Annotated in this window: 11 protein-coding genes; 6 read left to right on the forward strand and 5 right to left on the reverse strand. The window is 46.3% G+C overall.

Translation table 11 applies throughout. From position 1 onward, the window contains the following. Positions 1-675 precede the first annotated feature (675 nt). Genes J3P40_RS17235 through J3P40_RS17260 form a run of 6 tightly spaced genes read left to right on the forward strand, consistent with a single transcriptional unit; the run spans position 676 to position 6916 of the window. A complete protein-coding gene (locus J3P40_RS17235) occupies positions 676-1608 on the forward strand; it encodes an outer membrane protein assembly factor BamD (RefSeq protein ID WP_256007520.1) in 933 nt (310 codons plus the stop codon). A 5-nt stretch (positions 1609-1613) separates the two neighbouring features. After that, the gene (locus J3P40_RS17240) at positions 1614-1931 is read left to right on the forward strand and encodes a DNA-directed RNA polymerase subunit omega (protein ID WP_305120598.1); all 318 of its coding nucleotides are present in this window, start codon (positions 1614-1616) and stop codon (positions 1929-1931) included. Between the two features lie 42 nt (positions 1932-1973). Then, positions 1974-3173: a bifunctional phosphopantothenoylcysteine decarboxylase/phosphopantothenate--cysteine ligase CoaBC gene (coaBC, locus tag J3P40_RS17245; RefSeq protein ID WP_256007521.1), complete on the forward strand. Its 1200-nt coding sequence runs from the start codon at positions 1974-1976 to the stop codon at positions 3171-3173. Continuing rightward, positions 3170-4108 carry a type IX secretion system protein PorD gene (porD, locus tag J3P40_RS17250; RefSeq protein WP_256007522.1) on the forward strand — a complete coding sequence of 313 codons (939 nt, stop codon included), beginning with the start codon at positions 3170-3172 and terminating at the stop codon, positions 4106-4108. The genes coaBC and porD overlap by 4 nt, the downstream gene beginning before the upstream one ends. A gap of 57 nt (positions 4109-4165) precedes the next feature. Next, positions 4166-5821 carry a DNA repair protein RecN gene (gene recN, locus J3P40_RS17255; RefSeq protein WP_256007523.1) on the forward strand — a complete coding sequence of 552 codons (1656 nt, stop codon included), beginning with the start codon at positions 4166-4168 and terminating at the stop codon, positions 5819-5821. A gap of 33 nt (positions 5822-5854) precedes the next feature. Next, positions 5855-6916 carry a PA0069 family radical SAM protein gene (locus J3P40_RS17260; protein ID WP_256007524.1) on the forward strand — a complete coding sequence of 354 codons (1062 nt, stop codon included), beginning with the start codon at positions 5855-5857 and terminating at the stop codon, positions 6914-6916. A 13-nt stretch (positions 6917-6929) separates the two neighbouring features. On the opposite strand, the gene J3P40_RS17265 is transcribed toward J3P40_RS17260, so the two are convergent. The 5 genes from J3P40_RS17265 to J3P40_RS17285 form a co-directional block, all read right to left on the reverse strand. Beyond that, positions 6930-7865, reverse strand: a complete 936-nt coding sequence (locus tag J3P40_RS17265) for a hydroxypyruvate isomerase family protein (protein WP_256007525.1) — start codon at positions 7863-7865, stop codon at positions 6930-6932. A 25-nt stretch (positions 7866-7890) separates the two neighbouring features. Then, positions 7891-8898 (reverse strand): FAD:protein FMN transferase, encoded by a 1008-nt coding sequence (locus J3P40_RS17270; protein WP_256007526.1) that lies wholly within the window; start codon positions 8896-8898, stop codon positions 7891-7893. Positions 8899-8904: 6 nt separating this feature from the next. Continuing rightward, positions 8905-10227, reverse strand: coding sequence for a Gfo/Idh/MocA family protein (locus J3P40_RS17275; protein ID WP_256007527.1), 1323 nt, complete (start codon positions 10225-10227; stop codon positions 8905-8907). A 32-nt stretch (positions 10228-10259) separates the two neighbouring features. Then, positions 10260-11216: a formylglycine-generating enzyme family protein gene (locus J3P40_RS17280; protein WP_256007528.1), complete on the reverse strand. Its 957-nt coding sequence runs from the start codon at positions 11214-11216 to the stop codon at positions 10260-10262. A gap of 118 nt (positions 11217-11334) precedes the next feature. Beyond that, a complete protein-coding gene (locus J3P40_RS17285) occupies positions 11335-13875 on the reverse strand; it encodes an ATP-dependent Clp protease ATP-binding subunit (RefSeq protein WP_256007529.1) in 2541 nt (846 codons plus the stop codon). Positions 13876-14057 lie beyond the last annotated feature (182 nt).

Here is a 14057-nt window from a genome sequence, read left to right on the forward strand (position 1 = left end):
AGAAAAAATTCTGCCGCTGTCAAGAACTTTTTTAAAGTTTTTTTTCGTGCCTCAAAGTTTTAAAACCCTTTCTAACACGATCAGCAGATTTCCTACTCAACCTTTCAATCACTGAAGCTTCCCTCAGCCAACCACTTCCTCCGAAGCGGAGTGCAAAAGTAGAAAAAAATCTGCTCCTGGCAAAACAAATCAGCCTTTTATTGGTTTATCCCCTCTAACTTGCTAACTTACAGCAGGGAAAAATTTCATCCTGATTCCTCGATATCTTAAAAGGCCCGCACCTGTTTAGTTTCATACCAGCTGCTCGCTATATAATAACTCCATACATATACTTATAGTATACTGCTTGCAGCGTTGCTATGTCCCTGTATAGCTATAACAGGATAAGACAAAGTAGCCTCCTCGTAGCCAGTGAGTCCGCCATGAGTCCGCCATGAGTCCGCGGTGAGTCCGCCTTTTCCCAGAAAAAACGCGGACTCATGGCTCACTCACACTACTCCCAAGGCGGACTTACCAGCCACTTGGTGCACACCAGGTAGCATCCAAGACAGATTTCGTGAACCAGTAAACGAATGTTAAATAATGTTAACCGCTTTGCAGTAGCCTGCCGTTTATATAGCTTAGCACCCTATATTTTTAATTGACGGTATCGTATTATTAGCTTATCTTTGCACAATGTTTAAAATTAAACACCTATTTATACTAATTTTCACCACTTTAGCTATTACTTTGGCCGGCTGTAAAAGCCAGTTTGAGAAAATCAGGGCAAGTAATGACGTAGGAAAAAAATACCAGGAAGCGCTCCGCCTATATAAAAAGAAGAGTTACTCCAAAGCACTGATCCTTTTTGAGGACTTGTCTCAGAAATACAGGGGAAGAACAGAGGCAGAGGAATTGAATTATTATTATGCGCTGACGCTGTACAATCTGAAAGACTATACCACAGCAAGATATCAGTTTAAGCTGTTTGCAGATACGTATCCTGCCAGTCAGTATGCGGAAGAATGCAGATATATGGCAGCATATTGCTATTATCTGGAATCGCCAAGGCCCTCGCTGGATCAGGAGAACACTTACAAGGCTATAGATGCTTTACAGTTATTTATCAATTTCTATCCCAACAGCGCGCGTGTTGCAGACGCTACCAAGTACATAGGAATTTTACGGGGCAAGCTGGAAGACAAGGCATATGCAAATGCCAAGATGTATTACGAGCTTGGCGGCGTAGGGGTTAATGCTACTAACTATCGCGCCGCAGTTATCGCATTGCAAAATGCCCAGATTGACTTTCCTGACATTAAATATGCGGAGGAAATGGGTTTGCTTACTATTAAAGCCCAATATGCTTTTGCGCAAAACAGTATTGAGGAGCGCCAGGAAGAGCGTTTCAATGAGGCCATTACTTACGCTGACGAATTTGTAGAATCTTATCCTGAGAGCAAGTCGCTTGAAGAAGCTAAAAATCTAAAAAAGGATAGTGAGGCAGCTATTCTGAATGCCAGGAAAGTTCTGGCTGAGAGAAAAGCCAACTATGAAAGAATCAGGGCTGAAATGGCCGAAGACACTAAAAAAGATACTTTGAATTCAGTAAAAAACTCTTTAAAATAAGCACAATGAATAAAAATACTATACCCAATACTACGGTTACCAGAAACGTGAACGATCTGGACCAGCGCACTGAGAATATCTATGAATCGCTTGTGATTATCGCGAAAAGAGCTAATCAGGTCTCTAATAACATGAAAGAAGAACTTCATGGCAAACTTGCCGAGTTCGCATCTTCTAACGATAACCTGGAAGAGATTTTTGAAAACAGGGAACAGATCGAGATCAGCAAGCATTATGAGCGTTTACCAAAACCTACTTTAATTGCTATCGACGAATTTTTGAACGGCAAGGTTTACCATAGAAATCCTGCTAAAGAGCAATAAATTTCGGCATAGGTTTAATATTGCATTACTGCATCACCAACCATGCTAAAAGACAAAAAAATTCTTCTCGGCGTTTGCGGCAGCATTGCAGCGTATAAGTCTGCTTCTTTAGTCAGACTGCTGGTTAAGGCTGGTGCAAACGTTAGGGTGGTGCTTACACAGGATGCATCAAACTTTATTACGCCGCTCACACTTGCTACGCTTTCTAAAAATCCTGTATACACTCAATATTTTGATTCCGAAACCGGAGTATGGAGCAACCATGTTGAGCTTGGCCTTTGGGCCGACTTCATGCTGATTGCGCCGCTGAGTGCCAATACGCTTGCAAAAATGGCTTCAGGCTTGTGCGATAATCTGCTTACAGCAGTATATCTTTCTGCAAAATGTCCTGTTGTTGTTGCCCCGGCTATGGACCTGGACATGTGGAAACACGAACAAACGCAGGCAAACATTCAAAAAATTATTTCTTTCGGCAATACCGTGATACAACCTGGAAGTGGTGAACTGGCAAGTGGATTACATGGTGAAGGGCGAATGGCAGAACCGGAAGACATACTTGAGCAGCTTTCCAAATTGATCGGGTCTGGGCTCCCGCTTCTTGGCAGGAAAGTCATGGTGACTGCGGGACCAACCTATGAAGCGATTGATCCTGTAAGATTTATTGGCAACCATTCCTCAGGAAAAATGGGTATTGCAATTGCCGAAGAGTTTGCGCGCCTGGGCGCGGATGTGACATTGATTTGCGGGCCTACCGGCGAGAAAAGTGCGGATCCGGTAAAGCGCATTAATGTAACTAGTGCGGCAGAAATGCTTGACGCCTGCAAGAGCGTGTTTCCTGAAAGTGATATCACGGTAATGAGTGCCGCTGTGGCAGATTACAGGCCTGCGACGATGGCTGATCAGAAGATCAAAAAAAAGGATAAAACGCTCCACCTGGATCTTGAGAAAACGGTGGATATACTAGCTACCCTTGGTGAGACAAAGCGCACCAATCAGGTTTTGGTAGGATTTGCACTGGAAACCGAGAACGAAGAAGCCTACGCCAAAGAGAAATTAGCCGCTAAGCATCTTGATCTTATTGTGCTTAACTCCTTAAACGATCAGGGTGCAGGATTCAGGTCGGACGCCAATAAAATCACCGTATTTGATAAGGACCTCCGGAAAAAGGCTTTTGAATTGAAACCTAAGACGGAGGTCGCGAAAGACATCTGCATGGAGGTCTTAAAATTACTGACACCATGAAACTGTACGCCTCTGCCCTATTTTTGTTTTTGGTATTTTGTATCAATTTAAGCCAGGCGCAGGAATTAAATGCAAGGGTTCAGGTTTTGGCTCCTCAGGTAAGCAACATCGAAAAGCGGAATCTGGACATCATCCAGAACGTTGTAGCTAATTTCCTGAATAACAATAAATGGACCGACGAAACTTACCTGGCCCAGGAACGGATTGAGTGCGATTTCGTTATTACACTCACCGAGTGGGACGGAAGTTCTGGTTATAAGGCTGAAGCGCAAATTCAGTCGAGCCGACCTGTATATGGCTCGTCGTACAACAGTGTTCTTTTGAATTTGAGCGACAAGGATTTCAGTTTCAACTACGCAGAGGGACAGCCCCTGGATCTTTCCAACGAGACCTTTACCTCCAATCTTAGTTCATTGCTTAGTTTCTACGCATATGTAATCGTCGGCCTGGATAAAGACAGTTTTTCCAGATTAGGCGGAACGCCTTACTACGGTAGGGCTGTTAAAATACTCAATCTGGCGCAGACAGCCGGTTACCCGGGCTGGAAAGCGGGCGACGGTCTGCGAAACAGGTTCTGGCTAAGCGACAACCTGACGAACCAGAACTTTGAGGCGCTCAGATCATTTATATATGACTATCATTTTGGGGGGCTCGACCAGTTGCACGAAAACCCTGCTCGTGGGGTGAAAAGGATCATAGGAATGCTTCCGGACTTGAAACAGATGGACAAGCAGCGACTAGGTTCACCGTTTCCTTCCTTCTATTTTACTTCTAAAGCTGACGAGCTGGTTAAGGTTTGTTCTATCCCGACCGGCGATCCTTCGGACCGGATCAAGGCCTATAATATCCTTGTGGATGTGGATCCGGCCAACATCAGCAAATATGACCTGCTTAAAGCAAACAATGATCAGGCAGGAAACCAGAGACTGAATTGATAAGTATTGCCGCTACGATGAATACGCAATGGCTAAAGTTTGCTAATTTAGCAGCGTATGCTACAAAGACTTTCTATTCGCAATTATGCATTGATCGACAGTGTGGAACTGGAGCCAGATGGCGGTCTGAATATTATAACAGGTGAAACCGGGGCTGGTAAGTCAATCATCCTGGGGGCGCTTTCACTGATATTGGGACAAAGGGCCGAAACGCGGTTCTTCTTCAATCAGGACCGGAAATGTATTATTGAAGGACACTTTCTTTTAAAGAACGAAGCACTGAAAGGGCTTTTTGACAGCATTGATATTGACTTCAGTACGGAGACGATTTTAAGGCGCGAGATTTCAACGGATGGGAAGTCGCGGGCTTTCATTAACGATACGCCGGTCAACCTCTCGCTCATGAAACAGGTAGGCGAGCAACTCATCGACATCCACTCGCAGCATGCAACGCTGGAGCTTAACGATCCTGAGTTTCAGTTGCTCGTGGTAGATACCCTGGCAGATCATCAAGGTTTGCTTGACGACTACAGGACAAAATTTAGGTTGTTTCAGAAAACGCAGCAGAAATTAAAATCACTTCGTGAGCAGGCCGTTGAAGCGAACAGTCGCCAGGACTATGAACAATACCTGTTTAACGAACTGGACGCTGCGCGGCTTAGCAGTGGCGAACAAGAAGTTCTGGAACAGGATCTGGAAACGCTGACACATGCCGAGCAGATTAAGCATGCCCTGGTCGGCACCTACAATATCCTCACTGAGCAGGAAATCTCTGCTTTGCCTTTGCTGAAACAGGCGCTGAGTCAATTGAGCAGCGTTGAGCGGTTTAACACGCAGTATGCCGAGATGGCTGAACGCCTGCGTTCGAGCCTGATCGAGATCAAAGACATTTCTGATGAGGTTTTGTCGGCCGAGGAAAGCATCATCTTTGATCCTGCAAGGATCGAGGAGATTAACCTGCGACTGAGTACCATTTATGCGCTGCAGCAGAAACACAAGGTCTCCTCTGTTGAAGCGCTGATAGCAATAAAACAAGACCTCTCCGACCGCCTCGAGGCGATATCTGCGGGCGACGATGAGATCGCGCAAATTGAAGCTGAGCTGAAGGCGCTGGAGGAAGAGCTAAGAAAAATAGCCGGAACATTGGCTGACAACAGAGGCCGGTCGATAGCCAACGTAGAGGGCCAGCTGGCCGAAATACTGGTGAAGGTAGGCATGCCCAAAGCGAAAATAGTGATTGCGCACGAAATAGGAACGCAACTGCACAAGGACGGGCTTGATCATGTTAAGCTTATGTTTTCGGCGAACAACGGGCAAAACCCGGCGCCGATTGGAAAGGTTGCTTCAGGAGGGGAATTGTCGAGGCTTATGCTTGCGATCAAGTCGGTACTCGCGCAACATACCTCTTTGCCGACCATGATCTTTGATGAGATTGACACTGGGATCTCCGGGGAAATCGCCATGCGGGTAGGCGATGTGATATCAGATCTTCAGAAAAATATGCAGGTTATTTGTATCACACATTTGCCCCAGATCGCTGCAAAAGGCCATAGTCATTATTTTGTGTACAAGCAGGAGGACCAGGGTAAAACGAATACCGGGATCAGAAAGCTGGACCTTTCGGAGCGGGTATTGGCCATCGCGGAGATGCTAAGTGGTAAAGATCCTGGAGAGTCTGCCATCAGTCACGCTAAAGACTTGTTGCGAAACTAATATAATTAGTATATTAGCTAAATATTTTAGCTAATGGAGTTTTCTGAAGATTATTATAAAGGCAGGGGTGCCCAGATCAATCCGGGTAACAAATTTGAGCGTAGCGCACATGAGAAGATACATGCGGAGGGCATAGACGATTGGGCTGAACCTGATCACAAAACGCGCTTTATTACGGGCGCTGCAAAGTCGATCGTGAACAAGGTTGACAGCCCAGATGTAGGGATGTCTTTTTCACTAAACCCCTATCAGGGCTGCGAACATGGTTGCATTTATTGTTACGCGCGAAACTCACACGAATACTGGGGCTATAGTCCGGGGCTCGATTTCGAACGCAAAATTGTTGTGAAGACTGATGCGCCTGAGCTGTTCAAAAAGTTCCTTAACCGCAAGTCCTGGGATGGATCGGTTATTTCAATTTCGGGTAATACCGACTGTTATCAGCCGGCAGAAAAGAAGTTCAGGCTAACCCGGCAGTTGCTTGAGATCGCGCTTGAATACAAACAGCCCATTGGGATGATTACCAAGAATGCGCTTGTTCTGCGCGATCTTGATATTCTGCAGGAGATGGCGAAACTCAATCTTTGTATGGTCTACGTGTCGATCAACAGCCTGAATGAGTCGCTCAGGCAAAAGATGGAGCCTCGGACGACCACGGCAAGTCAGCGGCTCAAAGTTGTGCAGAAACTCTCGGAGGCAGGGATACCTGCGGGCGTAATGGTTGCACCGCTGATACCCGGACTAAGCGATCATGAAATACCGGCGGTGTTAACGGCCGTGGCCCAGGCGGGCGCCGTTGCAGCCGGCTATACGGTGGTACGTCTGAACGGTGCGATCGGCGGAATTTTTAAAGATTGGTTACAGAAGAATTATCCGGACAGGTTTGATAAGGTATGGCATGCCATACAGTCGTGCCACAACGGCCAGGTGAACGACAGCCGCTTCGGTGAGCGCATGCGTGGAGAAGGGAACATAGCCCGGATGATCAGCGATAATTTCAGATTGCATTGTCGGCTAAACGGGCTCAATATACAGCAAGTTGAGCTGGATAGCAGCCGCTTTTGCGTGCCGAAAACCCAACTCAGCTTGTTTTAAATTGATGGTAAACCTACTTTTCGAGGAAGTTATCTACCTCACGATAAGCCTGAATGAGCCGGGTTTCACCTTCTTTTCCTTTGATGGAATTGCCGTGTTCCATGCCCATTATTCCTTTGTAGCCTTTGTTGTAAATATGCTTAAACAAGTTTTTGTAGTTGATCTCCCCTGTTGTAGGTTCGTTTCTTCCCGGGTTGTCTCCTATCTGTATGTAGGCAATTTCATCCCAGCATCTGTCGATATTCACGATGAGCTGTCCCTCGGTTTTCTGCATATGATAGATATCATATAGAATTTTACATGAAGGGCTGTTTACAGCCTTGCATACGGCGTAAGTTTCATGTGTTTGCTGCAGGAACAGCTCAGGCGTATCGCTCAGCGTTTCGAGTACCATGATCAGGCCATGTGGTTCAAAAATCTCCGCACCGGCGCGCATGGCATCTATAATGTTGGCAAATTGATTACCCCAGGGCAAACGGCGCTCATAAAATCCAGGTACTACGGTAAGCCATTTTGCGTTACAGCGCTTCGCTGCTTCCGCCGAGCGCTTGCAGGTTTCTACGAATTTATCTTTAAACTCCTTCTTCCCTGTACTCAGGGAAGTTTTCCAGTTATCGCCGCCGTCGACAACGAATACGCCCATACGCATGCCGAGCTTGGCAAGCAATTCGCCAATCTTGGTTTGCTCTTCTATGGACCGGTTCAGATAGCCATTGTCCTCTATCGACCGGAATCCCTGATCGTGCATGAATTTGATCTGGTCCAGAAAATCCTTCCCTGCATGATTTTGAAACATTCCCTGATGGGGTGCGTAATCAAGGTTAAAAGTCTTTCCTGCATATGCGCTTTGAGTGGCCGACTGATCCTTTGCAGCCGCATTCAGGACAGATCCTGTAGCAATTGCTCCAGTGGCAATGAATCCGTTCCTTAAAAATTCCTTTCTGTTCATACTTTAATATTGTTTGGTTTTCTCATTAATCAATAATCAACTTCCTGAACCCGGAAGTAAGTGTGTCTGCCACGCTTCCGTCGTCACGCTGGTAAATAAGATATGCTTCAAATTTTTGAGCGCGCGCCACAGCCAGAGCCTGTTGCACATCCATTGCCATTAAGGCATTGTCATAACCGTCTGCCGTCAGCGCATCTTTGGCGTAGACCGTAACGCTGATCATTTTGCTTCTTAACGGGTAGCCCGACTTAGGGTCGACCAGGTGACTTATGCGCTCGCCGCCAACATCAATATATTTCCGGTAGTTGCCCGAGGTTGTCACAGCGCCGTTCCTGAGCCCCAATACATGCCGGATGCCTGGCTCCGGGCTTACTGCTGATGCAGGACCCTCTACCCCGACTTTGTACAATGAGCCGTCCGGCTTTCGACCATGAACACGAAGTTCACCGCCCAGCTCTACGACAAAGGAGCTGACGCCTTTTTTTAAAAAGTGGCTGGCCAGTACGTCGACCGTATATCCCTGGGCTATGCCGTTCAGGTCGACCTCCACACAGGGCTGAAGCTTCTTCAAATAACTCCCCTGCAGCTTTAATTTTTCCATCCCAACGCATGGCAGTAAACTACGGATGGTCGCACTGTCTGGTATCTTATTTATTTTGGCAGGACCAAAACCCCACGCATTTACAAGAGGGGCAACCGTAGCATCGAATCGTCCGGCTGTTACTTTATTAATTTGCCAGGCCTTCAAAAGAACCTTCCTGAAATGCTCATCGATCTGAATGCCCTCCTTTGCCTGATTAAACCGTGTAATTCTGGAATATGGTTTATAAAGGGACATGGACGAGTCTATTTGCATTAAGATCTGTTCAATATCCTGCCGGGTAACCACACTGTCTTTTGCGTAGTACTTAATGGTGTAGTCGGTACCTTGTGCAATACCAGAAATAGTAAACTGTCGCTGCTCATCCCTAAAAACAATGGGGACAAGAAGCGACAGCAGACATGTCAGGATCAGGTTCTTGAAGAAAAACACTGCACCCTAGATTACTTTAGTCTTCCCTGGTGTAGGTATCGGGTAACAGCCCTGTGCATCCGGCAGGATTTTAGGGTTTGCATCCCAGGCTAGCTTATCAGGAAATAAGCTGTTCTCGGCCTGAAGGGCAGTATCCCACTTAATAATCTCGCCCGAATAGGTCGCATACCTTCCGATGATAGAGGAGAACGTACTTTTTGCGGTGCGTTCTGCGTCGGTAAATTTAAACTCACCTTTAGCTATGGCCTCAAATAATTCGTCGTGCTCTGTTTGATACGGGTTTTTATTGCCCTTTACATCGTGGTTATACAACTGCTTCCCTGCATAGTCTGATATAATGCCCTGGTTGCCCGCAGAAAGGTACACCTTTCCCTTGGTTCCTTGAAACGACTCATCGACACGATTGGAAATACCTTCAAAGTGCCTGCACTGGCTATGGATTATGGTTCCGTCAGCGTAGGTCAGCTCGATAGAATGGTTGTCATAGATCTCGCCGTATTCTTTTCCGGTGCGCCATGCCCTGCTGCCAGTACCCTGAACGGACACTGGATAGGCGTTTTTCACCCAGTTTGCAATATCAATATTGTGTACATGCTGCTCTACGATATGGTCGCCACACAGCCAGTTGAAATAATACCAGTTTCTCATCTGATATTCCATCTCGGTCTGACCTGGCTGCCGAGGTTTTACCCATACACCACCACTGTTCCAGTATACCTGTCCGCCAGTAATGTCGCCAATTGCACCATCTTCGAGGCGCTTAATGGTCTCGCGATAATTGGTCTGATATCTCCGTTGCAGGCCAGTAACCACATTTAATTTCTTTTGCTTAGCAAGTTCAGCCGCAGCAAGCACCCTGCGGATACCTGGCGCATCAACCGCCACCGGCTTTTCCATGAACACATGTTTCCCTTGCTTTACAGCTTCTTCGAAATGCATTGGTCGGAAGCCGGGAGGCGTAGTTAAAAGCACAACATCTGCCAATGCGATGGCTTTCTTATAGCCATCAAAGCCTATAAACCTGCGTTCTTTTGGTACACTGATTTTATCCTTGAAGCGGTCGGCCAGCGTACCATAACTCTTCTCGAGCCGGTCTTCGAACGCATCGGCCATGGCAACCAGCTTGATGTTATACTTTGTGCTCAGGGCTTGAAATGCGGCTCCTGTACCTCTGTCGCCGCAGCCTATAAGCGCAATTTTAATGGTATCATCTACCGAGGAATGCCCAGGTGCAGCAAATGCAGCACCGTTCAACATCATTCCACCGGCGAATAAGGCTGACGCTCTTAAAAAGTCGCGCCGCCCGTTCTGTGGTTCGTTTTTGTTCATTTTATTCAGGTTATATAAAGGTTTCAGGTATTCTAGTAATCGGAGATCGGCGCCTTGTTATAGTAGGCTTCAATCTCTTCTTTGGAAGGTGGTACCGCCGGACGCACGAGGCGGATGCCTACAAAAGGCGCTTCAGGGAACCACCAGTTGCTCTTTGGTATTTGCGGATCCAGCTGCTTCCAGGAAGGGTCCGACGCCATTCTTGCGGCCGATCGAAGCATAGAGGCCTCATCACTATAGGATCCGCCCCTTACCGCATGCGGATACAATTTCTCGGGAACGGCAACAGGGTTTTCCGCCTGCTTCTGCGTGTAAAAATCTGGCAGATACTGGTCGTAAGTCCATTCCGCTACGTTACCGTATATGTCGTACAAACCCCAGGGATTCGGCTTTTTCTGACCAACAGGATGTGTTTTATTGTCACTGTTGCCCTTATACCATGCGTATTGATCGAGTGAAGCTGCATCGCTTCCAAAGAAGTATTCCGTAGATGCACCAGCCCTGCTGGCATATTCCCACTCGGCCTCCGTTGGCAGCCGATAGAAAACACCCGTTCTGGCATACAACCATTTGCAATACTGAATGGCATTATAATGTGTCATGGCCAGTGCCGGCTGACCAGCCTTACCCATTCCGAAAGTCATATCAAGATAGGGTTTAGTAGGCCGGGTTACGGCGTCCACGTTCGCCGGAACAGGCGAGGTGCTGTGTGTCTTTTCGTAGTCCTTGTACAAAAAGGGTTCATAAATATCCCAGGTTACCTCATGGGTACCAATCCAAAAAGGCGATAGTTTGACCTTGTGAACCGGCGCTTCATCAGCGTTACCACTTTTGCTGCCCATCATAAACTCCCCGCCCGGAACTCCAGCCATGGTAAATGAGAGCTTTGTACCCGATATCTCCTGAGTATAATCTTTTGGTTTCTGCTGAGCGTAACCCGATACACAATTTGCAACAAGTATGGCGACGCTCAAGATTTTCTTTCGCATGTATGTTATATATAATGACCTAACCTAGTAAACCTTAAAAATAAGGTCAATTATCCGTAAATGCAAAAGCCCTTGTCAAATAAATGACAAGGGCCTTTGCATTACAGTTATTGAGAAACTATTCTATATTTCCTTCTTCTTTCTTACGCTTTTTTGAAGGTGCCTTATTTTCAATAACGATTTTATCGGCTTCTGCATCATAATTGATCTCCAGAATATCGCCTTCGTTGATCTCCCCTTTGAGTATCTCTTCTGCAATAGGATCTTCCAGATATTTCTGTATGGCACGCTTAAGGGGTCTGGCTCCAAAGTTAGAATCGAATCCTTTCTCAGCTATGAATTCCTTAGCGTTGTCAGTCAGCTTGATCTCATAACCCAGATTGTGAACGCGGCCGAACAGTGACTTCAATTCAATATCAATGATTCTGAAAATATCTGACTTACCTAAAGAATTAAACACAACCACATCATCCACGCGGTTCAAAAACTCAGGAGCAAAAGCGCGTTTCAATGCGTTCTCTATGACGCCACGTGAGTGCGCATCAACCTGGTTGATTTTGGCCGAGGTTGAAAAGCCTACACCCTGACCGAAATCTTTCAACTGGCGGGCACCGATGTTAGAAGTCATAATGATTATGGTATTTCTAAAATCAACCTTACGTCCCAGACTATCGGTCAGCTGCCCTTCATCAAGCACCTGCAAAAGAATATTAAATACATCAGGGTGTGCTTTCTCGATCTCGTCAAGCAAGATCACGGCATACGGTTTCCTGCGTACTTTCTCAGTAAGCTGTCCGCCTTCTTCGTAGCCAACATATCCCGGAGGAGCTCCTACCAGACGAGAAACCGCAAATTTCTCCATGTATTCGCTCATGTCAATCTGAATCAGTGAATCATCGCTGTCAAACATGAAGCGGGCCAGCTCTTTGGCAAGCTCTGTCTTACCGACACCAGTCGGCCCGAGGAAGATGAACGATCCGATCGGCTTTTTTGGGTCCTTAAGCCCTGCCCTGGTCCGCTGTATCGCACGGGTCAGTTTTTTAATGGCATCGTCCTGACCAATGATCTTCTCGCCAACAGTTTCGTACATATTCAGCAGCTTCATGCTGTCTGTTTGTCCGACCCTTTGAAGCGGGATACCGGTCATCATCGAAACCACTTCAGCAACATTATCTTCGCTTACAGTGTAACGTTTCGTTTTTGTCTCGCTTTCCCATTCCGCCTTAGCGCGATCAAGTTCTTCCAAAAGATTCTTTTCGGTATCCCTTAATTTAGCTGCCTCTTCGTACTTCTGGCTCTTAACGACCTTGTTCTTTTCGAGCTTTATCTCTTCTATCTTACTTTCTATATCGATAATGTTCTGAGGAACATGGATATTGGTAAGGTGAACTCTTGAACCAGCTTCATCCAGGGCATCTATAGCCTTATCCGGCAAAAATCTGTCGGTAATATATCTTGAGGTAAGAGCCACACAGGCGTTTATTGCTTCCTCAGTATAGGTAACGCCATGATGATCTTCGTATTTCTCCTTGATCCGGTTCAGAATCTCGATGGTTTCATCCGGTGTTGCCGGCTCTATCATTACCTTTTGGAAACGGCGGTCTAGCGCCCCGTCTTTCTCAATATACTGGCGGTATTCATCCAGCGTAGTGGCGCCTATACATTGTATTTCACCCCTTGCCAAAGCAGGTTTGAACATGTTTGATGCGTCGAGGGAACCTGAAGCACCACCGGCACCCACAATGGTGTGGATCTCATCAATAAACAAGATAACGTCGGTAGACTTTTCCAGCTCGTTCATCACAGCTTTCATCCTTTCCTCAAACTGGCCGCGGTACTTTGTACCTGCAACCAGAGATGCCAGATCGAGCGTAACCACGCGCTTGTTAAATAAAACGCGGGAAACTTTGCGCTTTACAATACGCAGTGCCAGGCCTTCTGCAATGGCAGACTTACCTACACCAGGTTCGCCAATCAGGATAGGGTTGTTCTTCTTCCGTCTGGACAAAATCTGGGATACGCGTTCAATTTCTTTTTCACGCCCTACGATAGGATCCAGCCTTCCCTCCTCGGCAGCCTTTGTTAAATCCCGGCCAAAATTATCCAACACCGGGGTTTTAGATTTTATATCAGACACCTTTTTAGGCGCACTGAAACTGTCTTCCTCCCGGTAGTCGTCGTCTCCCCCTGTAGATGCGCTGCTTTGCGGATCGTCTCTAAAGCCACCCTTGTTCATCTCAACCTCCTGTTTAAATATCTCGTAATTTATACTAAACTGAAGCAGTATCTGAGAGGCAATATTGTCATCGTCCCTCAGGATTGACAATAACAGATGCTCCGTTCCAATAAGATCGCTCTTGAATATCTTAGCTTCCAGATAAGTAATCTTCAAAACTTTTTCTGCTTGTTTGGTCAGAGGAATATTACCCAGGTTTACTGTCACGCTCGAAGTACCCCTTACAGATTCCTCGATAGATCGCCGCAACTTTAGCGTATCAACGCCCAATGATTTTAATATCTTAATAGCCATACCATCGCCTTCGCGGATGAGGCCTAGTAAGAGATGCTCCGCACCGATATAATCGTGCCCCAACCGCAGCGCTTCTTCCCTGCTGAATGAGATAACATCCTTTACTTGTGGTGAAAATTTAGCTTCCATATATACCTTTCTAAAATGCGGAATGCCCTAAACTAAAAAATTTTGATTTATAAAAGCACCCCTGCTTTTTTTATTTTATCAACAATTACGCCAGTGCCTGTTATATGGATGCCCCGCCTGTCGTTATTTCATAAATGTTACCGACTTTTGACTAAGTTTCTTCATATTTGCAGGCCAACAAG

Origin of the sequence: Pedobacter deserti, from assembly GCF_024436415.1 — a bacterium.
GTDB classification, from domain to species: domain Bacteria; phylum Bacteroidota; class Bacteroidia; order Sphingobacteriales; family Sphingobacteriaceae; genus Pedobacter; species Pedobacter faecalis.

Coding starts and splice junctions, on each gene's coding strand:
- J3P40_RS17235 (WP_256007520.1), top strand. CDS start 676: ATGTTTAAAATTAAACACCTATTTATACTAATTTTCACCACTTTAGCT.
- J3P40_RS17240 (WP_305120598.1), top strand. CDS start 1,614: ATGAATAAAAATACTATACCCAATACTACGGTTACCAGAAACGTGAAC.
- coaBC (WP_256007521.1), top strand. CDS start 1,974: ATGCTAAAAGACAAAAAAATTCTTCTCGGCGTTTGCGGCAGCATTGCA.
- porD (WP_256007522.1), top strand. CDS start 3,170: ATGAAACTGTACGCCTCTGCCCTATTTTTGTTTTTGGTATTTTGTATC.
- recN (WP_256007523.1), top strand. CDS start 4,166: ATGCTACAAAGACTTTCTATTCGCAATTATGCATTGATCGACAGTGTG.
- J3P40_RS17260 (WP_256007524.1), top strand. CDS start 5,855: ATGGAGTTTTCTGAAGATTATTATAAAGGCAGGGGTGCCCAGATCAAT.
- J3P40_RS17265 (WP_256007525.1), bottom strand. CDS start 7,865: ATGAACAGAAAGGAATTTTTAAGGAACGGATTCATTGCCACTGGAGCA.
- J3P40_RS17275 (WP_256007527.1), bottom strand. CDS start 10,227: ATGAACAAAAACGAACCACAGAACGGGCGGCGCGACTTTTTAAGAGCG.
- J3P40_RS17280 (WP_256007528.1), bottom strand. CDS start 11,216: ATGCGAAAGAAAATCTTGAGCGTCGCCATACTTGTTGCAAATTGTGTA.
- J3P40_RS17285 (WP_256007529.1), bottom strand. CDS start 13,875: ATGGAAGCTAAATTTTCACCACAAGTAAAGGATGTTATCTCATTCAGC.